General features: G+C 70.4%; 17 protein-coding genes. 11 read left to right on the forward strand and 6 right to left on the reverse strand.

Going from position 1 to position 19,056, the window contains the following annotated elements:
• Positions 1-129: 129 nt before the first annotated feature.
• From sucC to purH, 6 genes are all read left to right on the forward strand, one after another.
• The gene (sucC, locus tag ACWFRB_RS16430; protein ID WP_027500848.1) at positions 130-1,299 is read left to right on the forward strand and encodes an ADP-forming succinate--CoA ligase subunit beta; all 1,170 of its coding nucleotides are present in this window, start codon (positions 130-132) and stop codon (positions 1,297-1,299) included.
• 13 nt (positions 1,300-1,312) lie between these two features.
• Entirely contained in the window at positions 1,313-2,227 is a 915-nt protein-coding gene (gene sucD / locus ACWFRB_RS16435; RefSeq protein ID WP_452642200.1) for a succinate--CoA ligase subunit alpha, read from the forward strand.
• A 198-nt stretch (positions 2,228-2,425) separates the two neighbouring features.
• A complete protein-coding gene (locus tag ACWFRB_RS16440) occupies positions 2,426-3,343 on the forward strand; it encodes a DUF5336 domain-containing protein (protein WP_452642201.1) in 918 nt (305 codons plus the stop codon).
• 107 nt (positions 3,344-3,450) lie between these two features.
• A complete protein-coding gene (locus tag ACWFRB_RS16445; protein ID WP_452642202.1) occupies positions 3,451-4,965 on the forward strand; it encodes a cell division protein PerM in 1,515 nt (504 codons plus the stop codon).
• 56 nt (positions 4,966-5,021) lie between these two features.
• Entirely contained in the window at positions 5,022-5,663 is a 642-nt protein-coding gene (purN, locus tag ACWFRB_RS16450; protein ID WP_452642223.1) for a phosphoribosylglycinamide formyltransferase, read from the forward strand.
• Positions 5,660-7,213 carry a bifunctional phosphoribosylaminoimidazolecarboxamide formyltransferase/IMP cyclohydrolase gene (purH, locus tag ACWFRB_RS16455; protein ID WP_452642203.1) on the forward strand — a complete coding sequence of 518 codons (1,554 nt, stop codon included), beginning with the start codon at positions 5,660-5,662 and terminating at the stop codon, positions 7,211-7,213. Before purN ends, purH begins: the two co-directional genes overlap by 4 nt.
• Positions 7,214-7,333: 120 nt before the next feature.
• Here purH and ACWFRB_RS16460 read toward each other — a convergent pair whose 3' ends face one another.
• Together ACWFRB_RS16460 and ACWFRB_RS16465 are read right to left on the reverse strand one after the other, a co-directional pair.
• The gene (locus ACWFRB_RS16460; RefSeq protein WP_027500842.1) at positions 7,334-7,525 is read right to left on the reverse strand and encodes a hypothetical protein; all 192 of its coding nucleotides are present in this window, start codon (positions 7,523-7,525) and stop codon (positions 7,334-7,336) included.
• Between the two features lie 333 nt (positions 7,526-7,858).
• Entirely contained in the window at positions 7,859-8,728 is an 870-nt protein-coding gene (locus tag ACWFRB_RS16465; RefSeq protein ID WP_452642204.1) for an endonuclease domain-containing protein, read from the reverse strand.
• Between the two features lie 240 nt (positions 8,729-8,968).
• Here ACWFRB_RS16465 and ACWFRB_RS16470 point away from each other — a divergent pair, with 240 nt between their 5' ends.
• Entirely contained in the window at positions 8,969-9,433 is a 465-nt protein-coding gene (locus tag ACWFRB_RS16470) for a DUF2004 domain-containing protein (RefSeq protein ID WP_452642205.1), read from the forward strand.
• A 48-nt stretch (positions 9,434-9,481) separates the two neighbouring features.
• On the opposite strand, the gene ACWFRB_RS16475 is transcribed toward ACWFRB_RS16470, so the two are convergent.
• Positions 9,482-10,447, reverse strand: coding sequence for an alpha/beta hydrolase family protein (locus ACWFRB_RS16475; protein ID WP_452642206.1), 966 nt, complete (start codon positions 10,445-10,447; stop codon positions 9,482-9,484).
• 110 nt (positions 10,448-10,557) lie between these two features.
• Here ACWFRB_RS16475 and ACWFRB_RS16480 point away from each other — a divergent pair, with 110 nt between their 5' ends.
• Together ACWFRB_RS16480 and ACWFRB_RS16485 are read left to right on the forward strand one after the other, a co-directional pair.
• Positions 10,558-11,775 carry a PucR family transcriptional regulator gene (locus tag ACWFRB_RS16480; RefSeq protein ID WP_452642207.1) on the forward strand — a complete coding sequence of 406 codons (1,218 nt, stop codon included), beginning with the start codon at positions 10,558-10,560 and terminating at the stop codon, positions 11,773-11,775.
• Between the two features lie 203 nt (positions 11,776-11,978).
• Positions 11,979-12,836, forward strand: a complete 858-nt coding sequence (locus ACWFRB_RS16485; RefSeq protein WP_452642208.1) for an alpha/beta hydrolase family protein — start codon at positions 11,979-11,981, stop codon at positions 12,834-12,836.
• A 30-nt stretch (positions 12,837-12,866) separates the two neighbouring features.
• On the opposite strand, the gene ACWFRB_RS16490 is transcribed toward ACWFRB_RS16485, so the two are convergent.
• Genes ACWFRB_RS16490 through ACWFRB_RS16500 form a run of 3 tightly spaced genes read right to left on the reverse strand, consistent with a single transcriptional unit; the run spans position 12,867 to position 15,458 of the window.
• The gene (locus ACWFRB_RS16490) at positions 12,867-13,439 is read right to left on the reverse strand and encodes a DUF4126 domain-containing protein (RefSeq protein ID WP_452642209.1); all 573 of its coding nucleotides are present in this window, start codon (positions 13,437-13,439) and stop codon (positions 12,867-12,869) included.
• A 55-nt stretch (positions 13,440-13,494) separates the two neighbouring features.
• Positions 13,495-15,168 (reverse strand): monocarboxylate uptake permease MctP, encoded by a 1,674-nt coding sequence (mctP, locus tag ACWFRB_RS16495; protein ID WP_452642210.1) that lies wholly within the window; start codon positions 15,166-15,168, stop codon positions 13,495-13,497.
• Entirely contained in the window at positions 15,165-15,458 is a 294-nt protein-coding gene (locus tag ACWFRB_RS16500) for a DUF3311 domain-containing protein (RefSeq protein WP_452642211.1), read from the reverse strand. The genes mctP and ACWFRB_RS16500 overlap by 4 nt, the downstream gene beginning before the upstream one ends.
• A 195-nt stretch (positions 15,459-15,653) precedes the next feature.
• On the opposite strand from ACWFRB_RS16500, the gene ACWFRB_RS16505 reads away from it, so the two are divergent.
• Positions 15,654-17,039: a sigma 54-interacting transcriptional regulator gene (locus ACWFRB_RS16505; RefSeq protein WP_452642224.1), complete on the forward strand. Its 1,386-nt coding sequence runs from the start codon at positions 15,654-15,656 to the stop codon at positions 17,037-17,039.
• A complete protein-coding gene (locus ACWFRB_RS16510; RefSeq protein WP_452642212.1) occupies positions 17,036-19,048 on the forward strand; it encodes a hypothetical protein in 2,013 nt (670 codons plus the stop codon). Before ACWFRB_RS16505 ends, ACWFRB_RS16510 begins: the two co-directional genes overlap by 4 nt.
• Positions 19,049-19,056: the final 8 nt, after the last annotated feature.

The raw sequence follows: 19,056 nt of genomic DNA on the forward strand, positions 1-19,056 counted from the left end.
CCTTGTGCCGTGAGATATGCCACATAGCATCAATGCGGTCGATAGACGATTGATTCAACTAGATAAAGTCCGGGACGGACCCGCTCTTACCCCTCGAGCGGGCGTCAACACTGACGAGACGGTGAGCAGATGGATCTCTTCGAATACCAGGCGAAGGAACTCTTCGCCAAGCACGGCGTGCCCACGTCGGCAGGACGTGTTACCGACACTGTCGCCGGCGCACGTGAGATTGCCGAGGAAATCGGCAAGCCCGTGATGATCAAGGCGCAGGTCAAGGTCGGAGGCCGCGGCAAGGCCGGCGGCGTGAAGTACTCCGCCGACGTCGACGCGGCCGTCGCGAACGCCGAGTCCATCCTCGGGCTCGACATCAAGGGCCATGTCGTCAAGAAGCTGCTGGTCGCAGAGGCGAGTGACATCGCCGAGGAGTACTACATCTCCTTCCTGCTGGACCGCACGAACCGCACCTACCTGGCCATGTGCTCGGTCGAGGGTGGCGTCGAGATCGAGGTCACCGCCGAGGAGAACCCCGACGCCCTCGCGAAGATCCCGGTGGACGCCGTCAAGGGTGTCGACCTCGCGTTCGCGCGCAGCATCGCCGAGGCGGGCAAGCTCCCGGCCGAGGTGCTCGACGCCGCGGCCGTGACCATCCAGAAGCTCTGGGAGGTCTTCATCAAGGAGGACGCGCTCCTCGTCGAGGTCAACCCCCTCGTCCGCACCCCCGATGACCAGATCCTGGCCCTCGACGGCAAGGTCACCCTGGACGAGAACGCCGGCTTCCGTCAGCCCGGCCACGAGGCCTTCGAGGACCGGGACGCCACCGATCCCCTCGAGCTCAAGGCCAAGGAGAACGACCTCAACTACGTCAAGCTCGACGGCTCCGTCGGCATCATCGGCAACGGCGCGGGTCTGGTCATGTCCACCCTCGACGTGGTCGCGTACGCGGGCGAGAAGCACGGCAACGTCAAGCCGGCCAACTTCCTCGACATCGGTGGCGGCGCCTCGGCAGCCGTCATGGCCGCCGGCCTCGACGTCATCCTGAACGACGCCCAGGTCAAGAGCGTTTTCGTCAACGTCTTTGGCGGCATCACCGCCTGTGACGCGGTCGCCAACGGCATCGTCGGCGCCCTGCAGACCCTTGGCGACGAGGCCAACAAGCCGCTCGTCGTGCGCCTGGACGGCAACAACGTCGAAGAGGGTCGTCGCATCCTCGCCGAGGCCAACCACCCGCTGGTGACCGTCGTCGCCACCATGGACGAGGCCGCCGACAAGGCCGCCGAACTCGCCTTCGCAGCGAAGTAAAGGGACTAGAACAATGGCAATCTTCCTGACCAAGGACTCCAAGGTCATCGTCCAGGGCATCACCGGCGGCGAGGGCACCAAGCACACCGCCCTGATGCTGAAGGCGGGCACCCAGGTCGTCGGCGGCGTCAACGCCCGCAAGGCAGGCACCACCGTCTCGCACACCGCCGCCGACGGTTCCGCCGTCGAGCTGCCGGTCTTCGCGACCGTCGCCGAGGCCATGGAGAAGACCGGCGCGGACGTCTCCATCGCGTTCGTCCCCCCGGCCTTCTCCAAGGACGCCATCGTCGAGGCCATCGATGCGGAGATCCCGCTCCTCGTGGTCATCACCGAGGGCATCCCGGTGCAGGACTCCGCGTTCGCGTGGGCCTACAACGTCGAGAAGGGCAAGAAGACCCGGATCATCGGCCCCAACTGCCCCGGCATCATCACCCCGGGCGAGGCGCTGGTCGGCATCACCCCGGCCAACATCTCCGGCAAGGGCCCGGTCGGCCTGGTGTCCAAGTCCGGCACCCTGACCTACCAGATGATGTTCGAGCTCCGTGAGTACGGCTTCTCGACCGCCATCGGCATCGGCGGCGACCCGGTCATCGGCACCACCCACATCGACGCCATCGAGGCGTTCGAGAAGGACCCCGAGACCAAGATCATCGTGATGATCGGCGAGATCGGCGGCGACGCCGAGGAGCGTGCGGCCGACTACATCAAGGCCAACGTCACCAAGCCGGTCGTCGGCTACGTCGCGGGCTTCACCGCTCCCGAGGGCAAGACCATGGGCCACGCCGGCGCCATCGTCTCCGGCTCCTCGGGCACCGCGCAGGCCAAGAAGGACGCCCTCGAGGCGGCAGGCGTCAAGGTCGGCAAGACGCCGTCCGAGACCGCCGCTCTCGCGCGCGAGATCCTGCAGAGCCTGGTCGTCGAGGCCTGAGTGAACTGAGCGGCCAAGCGCCGCTCCGGTCTCACCGAACGAGGGGCACCTGCCCGCGCACACCGCGCGGGAAGGTGCCCCTCGTTCTTTTCGTCCGACGGGCGGGCGCCGCGGGCTCAGGGTTCACACAGAGAAATGCGCTAGCGTTCATTGAGGAATTGACCAGTCGCACAATGCAGACCCTCCCTAGGAGATGTCATGACTTTCACGCCTGCAGGGTCCGGATACGGTCCAGGCGAGCCGCCGTCCGGGGGACTCGGGTCGAAGGGCCTGCTCTACCTGCTCACCCTCGGCGTCCTGGGGCTCGCCGTCATCAACTTCCTGCTCGGGTTCGCCCCCTTCGCGAAGGTGACCACCTTCGGCGACGAGACCCTGACGCAGAGTTCCTTCGAGGCCGGCTACCCGATCCTGGCGCTGGCCTTCCTGCTCTTCGGTGGGTTGCTGGCGGGTCTGTCGCTGCTGCCCGAGCAGCCGTACAAGGGCGCGGCCGCTGCCGCGTCGGTGGTGGGATTCCTCATCGCGTTGTTCTTCATGTTCAGCCTGTCCGAGGGCGTCTCGCTGGCCGTCGGCGGCGTCACAGGCCTGATCCTGGCGTTCGTCCAGGCCGTGGTCGCGGTGGCGGTGCTGCTGTTCTCGCTCGGCATGCTCAAGGTGCCGGCCCCGAAGCCGGCCGGCTACGCGCCCCAGGGCTACCCGCAGGGCTACGGCCAGCCGCCGCAGGGGTACGGCCAGCCGCAGGCCCCCGGCCAGCCGTACGGCCAGGCGCCCCAGGGCTACGGCCAGCCGCAGGCACCGGGTCAGGCGCAGGGCCAGCCGCAGTCGCAGCCCGGCTACGGACAGCCGCAGCCCGGTTATGGCCAGCCGCAGCCCGGTTACGGACAGCCGCAGCCCGGTGGCTACGGCCAGCAGGGCTACGCGCCGCCCACGAACCCGTACGCCCCGCCCGCGCCGCCGCAGCAGGGCTACGGCCAGGCGCCGCAGGGCTACGGACAGCCGCAGTCCGGCCCGCAGGATGCCGCGCCGCAGTCGCCCGAGACCCCGGCGCCCGCCGCGGACGACGGCACCGCCGCGCCCACCCAGGCCTTCGGATCGGCCCCGAAGCGGGACGCGGACTAGCGACACCCGCGCCCGACGCCCCCCGGTGAGCCGGGGGGCGTCGTCGTTTCCTGACCTGTCGGCGCGCCTGGCAGACCGCCCCGAACACAGATGTCACCCTCGAGGAGATGAGTTCCTTGCGCAGCAGCGACACCCTCCGCCGTCCGAGCAGACGGCGGACACCGGCGGCACCGAGGCCGACGCCGAACCCCGAGCAGGTTCGCACCCTGCTCGCGGTGGCGTTGCGGCCGGCTCTCGTCGCGCTGGCGCTGATCGCGGCCTGCATCCTCGTGACGCTGGTCGCGGCGAACAGTGATCTCACCGGCACCAGCGGCGCCGTCGCGGCGAGCTGGCTGGCCGTGCACCAGGTGCAGCTCACCATCGGCGGCGCCTCGCTCGGCGTGCTGCCGTTGGTCCCGACGATCCTGATGATCTGGTCGGTCGCGCGCGGCTGCGCGCACGCCGTCACCGAGCAGACCCCGCGACACGAACAGTTCTGGGTGCTCGGCGCCGCGCTCGCCGGTCCGTTGCTGGTCACCGCGCTGGCGTTGGCCGTGATCAAGGACGCGTCGTCGGTGATCGCACTGGCCCCGCCCAATGCGCTGGCGGCCTTCGCCTGGGTGCTGGGCGTGCACCTGATCGGTGCGGTCATCGGGATGGGCAGCAAGCTGTGGCGCCCGATCTGTGCCCGGCTCGGAATCCCGGAGTGGGTGCGCGCGTCCGCGAGGCCCGCGCTGAGGGCCGGGTTGGCCCTGCTGGCGTCCGGAGCGGCCCTGACCGCGGTGGCGCTGATCTCGTCGTGGGTCGAGGTGGGCGAGCTGCTCGAGGCCGGTGACGGCTTCGGCGGCGCACTCGGCCTCACCCTGCTCTCGATCCTGTACCTGCCGAACCTCGCCGTCGGGAGCGCGGCGATGCTCGTCGGGTCGACCGCACACCTCGGCGACGCATCGCTGAGCGTGTTCACCGTCGTCGGCGGGCCGCTGCCTGCGCTGCCCCTGCTCGGGGCGGTGCCCGCGGGGCCGAGCGGTGGCGGCTGGCCCGCCCTGTTGCTGATCCCCGCGGTCCTCGGCGTGCAGCTCGGACGGGACTGCGCGCACCGCGCGGGCGGCCCGGCGGTGGCGGTGCGCAAGGTGCTGGTCGCGGCCGCCGCGGCGGCCCTGGCGCTCGGCCTGCTCGGTTTCGCCGCAGGCGGCGAGCTCGGTTCCTTCGGGATGGTCGGGGTGGACCTCGCGACGTTCACCGGGCTGTCCTTCGCCTGGCTCGCGGTGTTCGGGTCGCTGACCGCGCTGGTCGTGGCCAGGCGCGGCGGCGGTGGCCGGGAGCAGGAGCCGCCGAAGCCAGCCGATCAGCCCGACCCGCCGCGGACCTACACGCTGGCCGCCCGAATGCTCGATCGCCCGATGCAAGAACCGGTGAAGGAGCTGCCGGGCGCCTCGTACATCGAGGGCGAGGTGGTGGTCGAGGCGGAGGTGGTCGACTCCGGCGGCGACCCGGTCGCGCCTGCGAGCGACGAGGGAGTCGAGTCCACCGACGCGGTGGATGCCGAGATCGACGAGGCGGTGGTGGACGCCGAGGTGGCGGACGTCACGTCCGATCCGGCCGAAGCGGACCTGCCCGACGGCACCCGGACCAGCAGCGACTAGGATTCTTCCCGGCCGGGGCACTCTCCGGCCGCCGGCCCGCACACAGGAGCAGAGCGCTGACTGCCTCGCGTGAGTACTTCCGCCCCGGCTCGACCGAGCCGGTCCGAGTCGTGGTCCTCGCTTCCGGTACCGGGAGCCTGCTGCAGTCGCTGATCGCGGCCGCCGTCGACGACTACCCCGCCCGCATCGTCGCGGTCGGGGTGGACCGCGACTGCGCCGCCGCCGAGCACGCCGAGGCCGCAGGCATCCCCGCCTTCCGGGTGGGACTGCGCGACCACGCCGACCGGGCCGCATGGGACCGGGCGCTGACCAAGGCGACGGACGCGCACCAGCCGGACCTCATCGTCTCGGCCGGGTTCATGAAGATCCTCGGCCCCGAGTTCCTCGACCGCTTCGGCGGCCGCATCATCAATACCCATCCCGCCCTGCTGCCCTCGTTCCCCGGCGCGCACGCGGTGCCCGATGCCCTGGCCTACGGCGTGAAGATCACCGGTTCGACCGTGCACCTGGTCGACGCTGGGGTCGACACCGGACCGATCCTGGCCCAGGAGCCCGTGCCCGTGCTCGAGTCCGACGACGAGTCGAGCCTGCACGAGCGGATCAAAACGGTGGAACGGCGACTGCTGGCGGAGGTTCTCGCCGCCGTCGCCACCCGAGGTGTTATTTCCGATGGACGAAAGGCCGTGATCCCGAAGTGACCGAACGTAAGGCTGTGCGCCGCGCATTGGTGAGTGTCTACGACAAGACGGGCCTCGTGGAACTGGCCACCGGGCTGCACCAGGCCGGGGTCGAGCTGGTGTCCACCGGCTCCACGGCCTCGAAGATCGCCGATGCGGGCATCCCCGTCACCAAGGTCGAGGACCTGACCGGTTTCCCGGAGACCCTCGACGGTCGCGTCAAGACCCTGCACCCGCGCGTGCACGCCGGCATCCTCGCCGACACCCGTAAGGACGAGCACCTCGATCAGCTCGTCGAGCTGGGCGTCGAGGCGTTCCAGCTGGTGGTCGTGAACCTGTACCCCTTCACCGCCACAGTCGCCTCCGGCGCCACCCCGGACGAGTGCGTCGAGCAGATCGACATCGGCGGTCCGTCGATGGTGCGCGCCGCCGCCAAGAACCACCCGTCGGTCGCGGTCGTCGTCGACCCGGGCAAGTACGAGGACGTGCTCGCCGCGATCTCCGCGGGCGGGTTCACCCTGGCCGAGCGCACCGCCCTTGCCGCGCAGGCGTTCCAGCACACCGCGTCCTATGACGTCGCGGTGGCGAGCTGGATGACCTCCGTGATGGTCGAGTCCGACTCCCAGTTCCCCGAGTGGGCAGGCGCGAGCTGGAACCGCACCGCGGTGCTGCGCTACGGCGAGAACCCGCACCAGGCCGCGGCGCTGTACGAGGACCCGGCGGCCCCCGCGGGACTCGCGCAGGCGAAGCAGTTGCACGGCAAGGAGATGTCGTACAACAACTACACCGACGGTGACGCCGCCTGGCGCGCCGCCTTCGACCACGCCGAGCCGGCGGTCGCGATCATCAAGCACGCCAACCCCTGTGGCATCGCCGTCGGCGCCGACATCGCCGAGGCACACCGCAAGGCGCACGCATGCGATCCGGTCAGCGCGTTCGGTGGCGTCATCGCCGCGAACCGCGAGGTGACCGTCGAGATGGCCGAGCAGGTCGCCGAGATCTTCACCGAGGTCGTCATCGCGCCGTCCTACGCCCCCGGTGCCGTCGAGGTGCTGGCCCGCAAGAAGAACGTGCGGGTGCTCGAGGCCGCCGTCCCGAACGCGACCGGAGTGGAGCTGCGCCCGATCTCCGGCGGCGCGCTGCTGCAGGAGCGGGACGTGCTCGACGCCGAGGGCGACGACTCGGCCAACTGGACCCTCGTCACCGGTGACGCGGCCGACGCCGCGACCCTGAAGGATCTCGAATTCGCTTGGCGCGCATGCCGCGCCGTGAAGTCGAACGCGATTCTGCTCGCCCACGACGGCGCCTCGGTCGGCGTCGGAATGGGTCAGGTCAACCGCGTTGACTCGGCGCACCTTGCCGTGCAGCGCGCGGGGGACCGGGTCGCCGGTTCGGTTGGCGCCTCCGACGCGTTCTTCCCCTTCCCAGACGGCTTCCAGGTGCTCGCGAATGCGGGCGTCAAGGCGGTCGTGCAGCCCGGTGGTTCGGTTCGCGACAACGAGGTGATCGAGGCCGCTCGCGAGGCGGGCGTCACGATGTACCTGACCGGGGCGCGCCACTTCGCGCACTGAGTTCTTCTCGCGCACCGAGGTTCTGACGAAAGGTGCACACTCGCGGGTTCCCGCCGAGTGTGCACCTTTCGTCGTTCCCACCCGGGCGATGCCCCGGTGAGTGCACACTCGACGCCGTCGTCAGGCGGCCGAACCGGAGATCACGATCCGGGCCGCTCCGCGGTCGAGCAGCTCACGGGCCAGGTCGGTCGCGGCCGCGCGCTGAGCGGCGTCGGTGTGGGACAGATCGAGGGTGACCGCGTGGCCGGTGAGGTCGGCGGGCAGGGAGGTCAGAGGCGGTGCCGTGGACAGTTGGCTGATACGAAGCTTCATGTGGAGTTCCTTGCTGTTGCAATGCTTGGGGTAGTAAAAGAAACGGCACCCGGGCGTGTGCCCTGGGTGCCGAGAACGGATCCGCTACGTCAGGATTGTTCTCGGGATACGCGCTTGGCCGACATGTGGCAATGCCACGCGGGTACGGCGCTGAGGTGCGCGTAGTGCGTCATTGTGGCCGTCCCTTCGGTCTAGGCGTCGTTGGTTAGGCGAGAACGCTACAGCACTCCGACGGCGAGCGCATCTCCAATATTCGCGCGGTGGTCGCCGAGAGTGCACCTACCGATGCAGCGGCCGAGGTGGGGCGACGGAAACTGCACACTCGACGGACTGTCAGACCGGGGCGCCGGCCGCCCGCAGCGCGGCGCGGGCGCGGGCCGCGACCGAGTGGGGACGCAGTCGCAGCTGGGCGGAACCGACGCGCACCACCCGCCACCCGAGATTCGTCAGCAGTTCGAGTCGCTCGAGGTCCCACGCGCGCTGGCTCTCGTCGGTCCAGTGCTGGTCGCCGTCGTACTCCACGAGCACCTTCCAGCGTTCCCAACCCATGTCCGATCGCGCGACGACGCGGCCGCGCGAGTCCCGGATGATGATCTGCGTCGCCGGGCGCGGCAACCCGCCGTCGATCAGCAGCAGCCGTGTCCGCGTCTCCTGCGGCGACTCCGCGCCGCCGTTCACGAGTTCGAGGACCTGCCGTAGCTGGACGATTCCCCTTGCCCCGCAGTGGTTCTCGGCTAGCACACCGATCTCTCCTGGCTTCGTGTCGGTGGCATTGCAGAGCGCGTCGAGCACCTCGACCGCGCGGTCGAACCGCAGCCGACGGCCGAGGTCGTAGCCGGTGCGGGCCGGGGTCGATGCGATCCACCCACCCGCGACGCAGATCTCGTCCGGGGCCAACGCGTCGCCGTGGATCAGGATTCCCCGCGTGCCGCGCCTGCTGCCCGTTCGGAACAGCTCCGCGCGAGCGCCCGGGTCGATCCACTTGGCGCCGTGCACGGCGGCGGCGGACATCCCGGCGAGGATCCCGTCCTCGCCCGCCCAGAGGGCCGCGGCCCGTGCGCGGAGAATCGCGTCGAGACCGATTCCCCTGGCGATGTACACATCTCGGTGGATCTGGTGGTGGTCCAGGCGCAGCTGCCGGTCGGTCAGGGCGCCGGCCGCGACCGCCGTACTGCCCAGGAACGGTTCGTCGAATTCCCCCATGCGTCGACACTGACCGACGGGTCGCCGCGGCGATGTGGCCTTCGGTCATCTGTGGACACCCGATCCGGTTGTCCACAGATCGGCCGAAAGTGCAGTTGTCGGGGAATCGCTCGGGTAGGCGCGACGGTAGCTGCACACTCGGCGACAGCGCGTGCTCGAGACGAGCGCTGCCGGGGACGGCTAGGGCATGATCGCGGGATGCAGGCAACTATTCACCCGGAGTTGGTGGGTCCGCTGTCGTTGGACACCGATTCCGGATTCGCTGACGAGGTCACCATCCGAACGCCGAACGGCACTGCGCCTGTTTGGTTGAGCATCTTCGAGGGGGTGTCTCGGAACGGCAAGCTTCTGGGTGAGACGGGTGGACTGATCGATGCGTTCCCCGAGCTGGTGGGCAAGGCGAGGAAGCTCCTCGTGGAAGATCTCGGCACGGGGGTCCAGGTCGCCCAGTTCGTGGAGTTCCATACGGACGAGCTCGACCTTCCGGATGTTCGAAAAGCGCATGAGGAGTACCGAAATCGACGCGCCACTGCGGAGGGACTGGTGGCGCTGTTGCAGCCGAAGGCATTCGTCGTGAACGTGGGCGAGGGTGGTGGCCTGGAGAGCTGGATCGACTTCACGCTGTCGCCGGGTCTTTCCGACCAACTGCTGGTCGTTCGCTTCGACTCGGACCGGCACGCGACGAGCATTTCGTGGGAAAGCTGACGAGATCGAACTCGCGTCGAACCAGTTGATCAGGTCAGGGGATGCGCACTAGAGCCCGGCGAGCCAGCTCCGGAACCCGACGGCGAACTCCGCTGAGTAGGGCAGGTCCTCGATGTAGTCGGCGCCGGTCGAGTCCCGCTCGCCGATCTCCTTGAGCACGTGGTTGGCTGTTGTCATCCGCACCGACGACAGCGCAGCGGCGGACAGCGCGACGTCCAGCGCGTCCACGTCGGCGTTCGCGACCTGGGTGTCCCGTGCCGAGCAGCTGGTCAGCACCGGCAGTCCCGCGGGCAGCGCGCCCGCCAGCACGCGCGGGTCGAGCGCATCCTCCTCGGCGAGTGCCTTGGCGTTGACCGGCACGAACCCGGCCATCCGCAGCGGCTCCGGCAGGTCGTCGGGGAGGGTGCCGTCGGCGCGCAACGACTCGACGGCCTCGGTCAGCGCGGTGCGCAGCTCGTCGGCCAGCTCGAGGGGGAGCGCCCCGGCGCCGAGGGCGCCGTCCACCTGCGCGTTGATCTGCCGGGTCAGCAGGTCCAGCAGCCGGACCGCGAGCGGCTCGAGCAGGCCGAGTCCGACGAGGGACGGGGCGTCGTCGGCGACCGCCAGCGCGAGCCCGACCAGGGCGCCCTCGCTGTGCCCGATCACCAGCAGCCGGTCGGCATCGACACCCGGTTGCGCCGCAAGGTAATCCAGCCCATCCGCGGCCGCGTCGACGAAGGTGGAGAAGCCGAGCCCCGCGACGTCCTCGACCTCGTACGGCCCGAGTCCGGTCTCCCCGCTGCCGAGCTTGTCGTAGCGCAGGCTCGCGAAGCCTGCGTCCGCCAGCGTGTCGGCGAGGAAGCGGAGGGTGCCGATGGACCCGGGCATCAGGGCGCTGTCCCCGTTGCGGTCGGTCGGCCCGCTGCCTGCGAGGAGCAGGGCCGCGGGCACCGGGCCCATCGCGCCGTCGGGGATCCGCAGGCTGCCGTGCAGGGTGACGTCGCCGCTGGCAAAGGTGATCTCGGTGTCGGCCATGGCCCACTGTCTACCAGAGCGTGGGGCAGGGGGAACGAGCCCGTCGGCGCCGCCTCGCGGGCTACCATCGCGCTCATCGCGCACCGTGACTGCGGCGGCGGGATGGTCTCGTGGAGAAGGGCGGCGGGCGGGTGCGCGACGGGGACAACGCCTCACACATCCTGACCGCGGTGGCGCGACCGCTCTCGGGGCGGCTGCCCGCGATAGCCGCGGGGCTGGCCGAGCAGATCCTTGCCGAGGACGGTGCCTACGCGGCCCTGGTCGCCCCCGAGGAGCTGCGGGACACGATCCAGCACAACCTGGGCCAGGCCATGGCCTCGATGCTGGACCGCTCCGAGGATCGTCCCGTCGACCTCTCCGACGCCGCCTGGACGGGCCGGACCCGGGCCGAGCAGGGCCTGCCGCTGTCCTCGCTGCAGGACGCGTACCGGCGCGGCTGCCGGCTGCTCTGGCAGGCCATGATCGAGACGGTGGCCGAGGAGTACCCGGCCTCACTGCCCGACCTCCTGCCGTGCGTCGGCGATCTGTGGGACATCGTCGACCTTCTCGTCGGCGCGGTCGCCGATGCCTATCAGGAGGCGGAATCCGAGCGCCTGGCGCGGGACGGCGAGCGGCGGAACGCCGTGCTCGACGTCCTGCTCGGCGGGCCGGGAGCCGACTTCCCCGTCGCCGGGGGAGCGGGTCTCGTCGCGGAGGCGTCGGCGTTTCTGGGCCTGGCCGAGCGCGGCCGCTACGCCGTGGCCGTGGTGCGGTCGGTCGGGCGGGGTGCCGGTCTGCCGCGGGACAGGGGCTACTCGGCGACCGGGGGATTCCACATCCTGTGGCGGATCCGCGCGGATCACGAGGTGGGGCTGGTCTCGCTCGGGTCGGACGACCTGGCCGAGCCCGCCCGGTTGCTGGAGGAACAGGGCGTGGCCGCCGGGATCAGCCCGGTGGTGGGTTCGCTGGCCGAGCTGGCCAGGGCCCGTTGGCTCGCCGAGATCGCGTTGCAGACCTGTGCGCCCGACATCGACGAGGTGGTGGTCCTCGATCGGCGGCTGCCCGCAGCCCTGGTCGCCGCCCAGCCGGACCTCGCGGAGCGGCTCCGAGCGGTGGTGCTCGGCCCGGTGCTGCGGTTGCCGCCGGTCGAACGCGACCTGCTGCTGGACACCGTCACCGCCTGGCTGGACGCGGGTGGCTCGGCGGCGGGCGCGGCAACGACGTTGTTCTGCCACCGCAACACCGTCCTCAACCGGTTGCGGCGGATCGAGGACCTCACCGCCAGATCCATCACCGACCCGCGCGCAATGATCGAGCTGGCGCTGGCCGTCGAGGCCGCCCGCCGGTAGCCCGATCTGGGCAGCCGAGCCAGTGCGGGGGCCGCCCGATTGTGCTCGGGCACAAGGCCGGCGCGGAGATCGGATTTCCGCCAACGGGCGGCGAGGGCGCGGCATAGCTTTCACGCCAGTACTCCCCGTCGCCGGCCAGGAGACATGCTGTGCCGGTGCGCAACCCGCCCTCGGGCGACTATCGAAAGGGAAGAGGTTCGCGCATGCGCACTCGCACTTCCATGGTCAGGACCTGGCTGGCCGCCGCCGTCACGGCAGCGGTCACCGCGGTGACACTGACGGCCGTCGCCGCCCCCGCGCAGGCCGAGGGCATCCCGAGCGTCGGGCGGAACTGGTCCGCGCCGGGTCCCTACGCGCCGGAGGTCAGCATCGGTGCGGTGCACACGCTGTACTACCCGCAGAACATGGGCGCGCGCGGGGAGAAGCACCCCGTGGTCATCTGGGGCAACGGCACCGGGGTGCTCCCCGGCGCGTACACCCTGCTGCTGCGGCACTACGCCAGCCACGGCTTCATCGTGGTCGCCGCCAACACGCCCGCGAGCAACTTCGCGATCACCATGCGCAGCGGCATCGACCTCATCGAGAACCTCAACGCCGACCCCGCCAGCGTCTTCCACGGCAAGGTGGACCTGGACCGGATCGGATCCGCTGGTCACTCCCAGGGCGGATCGGGCGCGATCAACGCGGCCGTCGACCCCCGGGTTGACACCGTCGTCGCGATCCAGCCCGGACCGCTCAACGACGTCGATCTGATCGACGAGCCGGTGCTGTTCCTCGCCGGGCAGTTCGACGCGATCGTGTGGCCGTTCCTGGTGAAGGGCATGTACAACGACGCCGACCACGTCCCGGCGGAGTACGCGGAACTGCGCGGCGCCACCCATTTCGGCACCGGCATCTCGGGCGGGGACATGCGGGCGCCGTCGACGGCCTGGCTCCGGTACTGGCTGATGGACGATGCGAACGCCCGCGCCGAGTTCTTCGGTCCGAACTGTGGATTCTGCTCGGACAGCGGGCAGTTCTCCGACTTCCGCCGCAACGGTCTTGCCAAGCAGATTCCCTGACAGCGGGGGCCCGGGCGCTGCGGTGCGCCCTTACGCGTGCCGCAGCGCCCGTACCCGGCGCACACCCTTCCACGCGAACCACAGCAGGACGGCCAGCAGCACCGGGATCAGCAGGGGGAGAACGAATGCGACCAGCACCATGACGAACGAGAGGACGTCCTCGACCACCGAGATCACCGGATTCGCCAGCCCGGCGGTACCCGCCGTGCTCGCCGCCCTGGTCCCGGTCTGGGCGGCGCTGAACGCCAGCGCCGTCGGCGCACCGACGATGATGCCTGCGATCACCGCGCCGGTGGGGCCGAGATCGGTGAACACGGCGCCCGCGGCGATCGCCGCCGCGATCGGCCGGGTGAAGGTGCCGAACACGCCGAGAGCGTTGTCCACCAGCGGGATCAGGTCTGCGACCAGTTCGACCGCGGTCGCGACGGCCAGCGCGACCAGCGCACCTGTCGAGCCGACCCACGCGAACGACTCACCGAGCGAGATGCCGAACAGCTCGAAGTGCGCGGCCGCGCTGAGCATCAACAGCGGCAGGAAGGTGCGCAGGCCGGTGGCGGCGGCCAGTCCGAGTCCGAGCAGGGCGGGCAGCAGCCAGGTCTCCATGGGCAGAGTCTAGGAGTCTTCGGTGGCGTGCCAGCCGGATTCCGAGCCGTACCCGTCACGGGCTGGGGGTGGCCTCCGTCGGGGTCGGGGGCAGCGGTGCGACCCGGGGATCGCCCGCGTCCGCGAAGTAGTCGCCCTTGATGGTCGCGTCCACCCCCTCCGGGGCCTTGACCGCCCGCAAGACCAGCGTGAGCACCGCGGCGACGATGATGTTGACCACGAACGCCGTCAACGCGATGTATCCCATCTGCGCGATACCGGGGATCGAGGCGAGCGATCCGGCGAAGTGCGCCGCGGTGGCGGACGAGACGTTGTAGGCCGCGATCGTGCCGTACACCATGCCGACCGCCCAACCCGCGAGCAGCGCCCACCGATGAAACCAGCGGGTGTAGAGCCCGAACACGATGGCGGGGAACGTCTGCAGGATCCAGATGCCGCCGAGCAGCTGGAAGTTGATGGCGTTCTGCTTGTCGAGGGTCAGCACGAAGATCAGTGCGACGAACTTGACGAACAACGAGGTCAGCTTGCTGACCTTGGCCTCCTGCGCAGGCGTCGCGCCGGGCTTGAACCATTCGCGGTACACGTTGCGGGTGAACAGGTTCGCGGCCGCGATGGACATGATCGCGGCGGGCACCAGCGCGCCGATCGCGATCGCCGAGAACGCGACCCCGGCGAACCAGGCGGGGAAGGCGTCCTCGAACAGCTGCGGGACCACCAGCTGCGCATTGGGTCTGCCGTCCAGGCCGATCGGCTTGGTACCCGCGGCGATCGCCACCCAGCCGAGCAGGGCGAGCAGGCCGAGCAGGAACGTGTATGCGGGCAGGATCGCGGCATTGCGCCGAATGGTGTTGCGGGACTTCGACGACAGGGTGGCCGTGATCGAGTGCGGGTACATGAACAGTGCCAGCGCCGAGCCAAGCGCCAATGTCGCGTAGGCCCAGTACTGCTGGCTGTTCGGGATGAATGTCCCGGTCGGCTTGCCGGTGGCGGGATTCGGGGTGGTCATCTTCGCCTCGGCGGCGTCGAAGATGTGGCCCCAGCCGCCGTAGCGGGACGGCAGGTAGATCACCGCCACGATGATGACCAGGTAGATCAGCGTGTCCTTGACGAACGCGATGATCGCGGGCGCCCGCAGGCCCGACGAGTATGTGTAGGCCGCCAGCACCGCGAACGCGATGAGCAGCGGCAGGTCCTTGGCGATCACGTTGTCTGCGCCGCCGATGCCGATGACCTCGAGCACCGCCTGGATGCCCACCAGCTGCAGCGCGATGTACGGCATGGTCGCGAGGATGCCGGTCAGCGCCATCGCCAGCGAGAGCCAGCGGGAGCCGTACCGGCCGCCGACGAAGTCCGCGGTGGTGATGTACCCGTGCCGGTGGCTCACCGACCACAGTCGCGACATGAAGACGAAGATGATCGGGTACACCACGATCGCGTACGGGATCGCGAAGAAGCCGCTCACCGAGCCGAGCGCGAACATCGCCGCGGGCACCGCAATGAAGGTGTACGCGGTGTAGATGTCGCCGCCGATCAGGAACCACGTCACCCAGGTGCCGAAGCTGCGGCCGCCGAGCCCCCACTCGTCGAGTGTCTGCAGGTTCGACGCCCGGCGCCAGCGTGAGGCCAGGAATCCCATCACCGTGACGAGCGCGAACAGGGCGATCAGGACGGCAAGAGCGACGCCGTTGACGCCGGTGTCGCTCGCGGCAGGCGTGGTCGCGGCGTTCACCGGTCGGACCCGTCGCCCTCGACCTCGGGCGCGGGGCCCTCGGTCATCGGCCGGTGCGGGCGGGCCCTCAACACGATCCTGTAGGCCGACCAGGTGGCGCCTGCGCAGAGGAACACCCAGAGGAACTGATACCAGAAGAAGAACGGCACGCCGCCCAGCTCGGGGCCACTGCGCGCGTAGCTCGAGACCCACAGGATGGCGACGATGGGTAGCAGCAGCAGGACCACGGCGAGGGCCAGCAGGCGCTTGTTCGCAGGTGGGGTGGTGTCGTGATCGTGCTCCGCAGTCATGATGGGTACTCCGCATCTCGACGCGGCGGACTGCCGAGTGCAACCCGCACCCGCGGAAAACTACCCCTCGGTGTGCCGCGGTGTCCGCGATCCGAGGTCTCGAATCGGCCACGCGGTCCGCGGCGCGGTAGATGCCGATTTGGCCACACGCGTGCCGAATTCGCCGAACGCTCGTAGCGTGAAGTGGTGACTGCCATGGCTCCCGATGGTTATCCGCGCACGGTCGGCGAACTGCGCGCGTCCGGACACGTGCTGCGACCGGTCCGGGACGAGATGCGAGAGAACCTGCTCGCGGCGCTGCGCGACGGCCGCGAGCCGTGGCCGGGGATCGTCGGTTTCGGCGACACGGTGCTGCCGCAGCTCGAGCGGGCCCTGATCGCAGGCCACGACGTCGTGCTGCTCGGCGAGCGTGGTCAGGGCAAGACCCGGCTGCTGCGCACCCTGCCGCTGTTGCTCGACGAGTGGACCCCGGTGATCGAGGGTTCGGAGCTGGGCGAGCACCCGTACGAGCCGATCACGCCCGCCTCGATCCGCCGCGCCGCCGCCCTCGGGGACGAGCTGCCGGTGGCCTGGCGGCACCGCGACGAGCGCTACTCGGAGAAGCTCGCGACCCCGGACACCTCGGTGGCGGACCTGGTCGGTGACGTGGATCCGGTGAAGGTTGCCGAGGGCCGCAGCCTTGGCGATCCCGAGACCATCCACTTCGGGTTGGTCCCGCGCGCGCACCGCGGCATCGTCGGCATCAACGAGCTGCCCGACCTGGCCGAACGGATCCAGGTCTCGCTGCTGAACGTGATGGAGGAGCGCGACATCCAGGTGCGGGGATACACGCTGCGGCTGCCGCTGGACGTGGTCCTGGTGGCCAGCGCGAACCCGGAGGACTACACGAACCGCGGCCGCATCATCACCCCGCTCAAGGACCGCTTCGGCGCCGAGATCCGCACCCACTACCCGGCCGCCCTCGAGGACGAGATCGCGGTCATCGAGCAGGAGGCGCACCTGCGCGCCGAGGTACCCGATCACCTCCTGGAGATCCTGGCCAGGTTCACCCGGCTGCTGCGCGAGTCCGCGTCGGTGGACCAGCGTTCCGGGGTGTCCGCCCGGTTCGCGGTGGCAGGGGCCGAGACCGTCAGCGCGGCCGCCGTGCACCGCGGGGCGGTGCTCGGTGAGTCCGATCCGGTGGCGCGGCCGGTCGATCTGGGCACGGTGATCGAGGTGCTGCGCGGCAAGGTGGAGTTCGAGTCCGGCGAGGAGGGGCGCGAGTTGGACGTGCTCGAGCACCTGCTGCGCCGGGCGACCGCGGACACGGTGCGCGAGCGGCTCGGCGGCGTGGACCTGGCGCCCCTGGTGGCGGCGGTCGAGGCGGGTGGACCCGTGGTCACCGGCGACCGCGTGACCGCGAAGGACCTGCTCGGCGAGCTGCCCGAGATCGACGTGCTGGACGAGGTGGCCGCGCGCTTCGGCGCCGAGAGCACGGGGGCGAGGGCGTCCGCGGTGGAGCTGGCGTTGGAGGGGCTGTACCTGGCCAGGCGCATCGCGAAGTTCCCCGACGACGACGGACAGCTGGTCTACAGCGGATGACCGAGCCTCCGCGGTCAGGTTCCCGGCGTCCCCGGTCCGGGGGCCGGGGTGATCCGCACCGGGCGCGGTACGGGCCGTACCAGGGTGGACCGGACCCGCTGCTCCCGCCGGTCGACCTCCGGGAGGCGCTGGAGGCGATCGGCAACGACGTGCTCGAGGGCGCCTCGCCCCGACGGGCGCTGCGGGAGCTGATGCGCCGCGGCACCGCGGACACCCGCGGGCTCGACGATCTCGCCGCGCGGGCGAATCGGCGCAGGCGAGAACTGCTGGAGCGCAATCATCTCGGTGGCACTCTCGACGAGGTCCGGGAGTTGCTGGAGCGGGCGCTGCTCGCCGAGCGCAAGGAGCTGGCGCGCGCGTTGGACGACGACGCCCGGTTCTCCGAGTTGCAGCTCGACGAGCTGCCCTCGTCGACGGCCCAGGCAGTCCGGGACCTGTCGGAGTACCGCTGGCGCGACGCGTCGGCCCGCGCGGATTACGAGAAGATCCGCGAGCTGCTCGGCCGGGAGTTGCTCGATCAGCGGTTCGCGGGGATGAAGGAGGCCCTCGCCGGCGCGACCGACGAGGACCGCGACCGCATCGACGCGATGCTCCGCGACCTGAACGACCTGCTGGACAAGCACTCTCGCGGCGAGGACACCCAGGCCGACTTTGACGAGTTCATGGCGGCGCACGGCGACTACTTCCCGGAGAACCCGCGCGACACCGAGGAGCTGCTCGATTCGCTTGCGCGGCGGGCCGCGGCTGCGCAGCGGCTGCGCAACTCGCTGACCACGGAGCAGCGCGCCGAGCTGGACGCGTTGGCGCAGCAGGCGTTCGGCAGCCCCAGCCTGATCGATCAGCTGGACCGGCTGGACACGAACCTGCGGTCGGCGCGTCCAGGCGAGGACTGGGACGGCACCCAGCGCTTTCGCGGCGACGACGGTATGGGCCTCGGGGAGGGGACGGGGGCCTTGGCGGACATCGCCGAGCTGGAGCAGCTCGCCGAGCAGCTCTCGCAACAGTATGCGGGCGCGCAGCTCGACGACATCGACCCGGAGGCCCTGGCCCGACAGCTCGGTGACGGCGCGGCGGCCGACGCACGCACGCTGGCCGAGCTGGAGCGGGCGCTGCAGCGGCAGGGCTTCCTCGCCCGCGGGGCGGACGGCCAGTGGCGGCTCTCCCCGAAGGCCATGCGCCGGCTCGGGCAGTCGGCGTTCCGGGATGTGGCGCAGCGACTCTCGGGTCGGAGCGGCGAGCGCGACACCCAGCGGGCGGGCGCGACGGGTGAGCCGACGGGTGCCAGCAGGGGCTGGGAGTTCGGCGACACCGAGCCGTGGGACGTGACGCGAACGGTGACGAACGCGGTGCTCCGGGCGGCCCAAAAAGGGAATCTGCGGAGCTCGGATCGGATTCAGCTGCAGGTCTCGGACGTCGAGGTCGCCGAGACCGAGCAGCGCGTGCACGCCGCGGTCGCCCTGCTCGTCGACACCTCGTTCTCGATGGTGATGGACGGCAGGTGGGTGCCGATGAAGCGCACCGCCCTGGCGCTGAACCACCTGATCACCACGCGCTTTCGCGGCGACGACCTCCAGCTGATCGCGTTCGGCCGGCTGGCGCAGCAGCTCAGCCCCGCCGAGCTGGCGGGGCTCGACGGCGCATGGGACCAGGGCACCAACCTCCACCACGCGTTGTTGCTCGCGGGCAGGCACCTGCGGCGAAACCCGAACGCGCAACCGGTCGTCCTCATCGTCACCGATGGGGAACCGACGGCGCACCTGGAACCGGACGGGCACGCCTTCTTCGACTATCCGCCGCATCCGAAGACGTTGGGGCTCACCGTCCGTGAGTTCGACAACCTCGCGCGGCTCGGCGCGGCAGTGACGATTTTCCGGCTCGGCGACGATCCGGGACTGGCCAGGGTGGTCGACCGGATGGCGCAGCGGGTCGGCGGCCGGGTCGTGGCCCCTGACCTGGACGGGCTCGGCGCGGCGGTGGTCAGCGACTACATGCGCCTGCGTCGGCGCTAGGGCGGCTG

It is taken from the genome of Rhodococcus sp. NPDC055112 (genome assembly GCF_053607505.1).